Below are 271 nucleotides of genomic sequence, written 5' to 3' on the forward strand. Positions count from 1 at the left end.
GCGGCTGTCCGGATGCATAGGGATGCGCAGTCGTTGCGTCGCCGGCAGGCTCTCTATGATGTCTGCCGGCAGGCCGCGGGTTTCCGGGCCAAACAGCAGGATGTCGCCATCCTGAAACCGGGCCTGGGTATGGTACTGGGTGGCCTTAGTGGTGCAGGCAAACAGACGGCGACCGGCAGTGGCGGCCAGAAAGGCTTCAAAATTGGCGTGACGATGCACATGGGCCAGATCGTGGTAATCCAGACCGGCACGGCGTAATTTTTTCTCTTCC

At 60.9% G+C, this 271-nt stretch carries 1 protein-coding gene; it reads right to left on the reverse strand.

The features are described from left to right. Window positions 1–271, reverse strand: a 271-nt coding sequence (locus tag ACYP03_RS26240) for a tRNA (cytidine(34)-2'-O)-methyltransferase (protein ID WP_459782705.1), incomplete at both ends; no start/stop codon positions are given.

It is taken from the genome of Photobacterium sp. R1 (assembly GCF_054600795.1).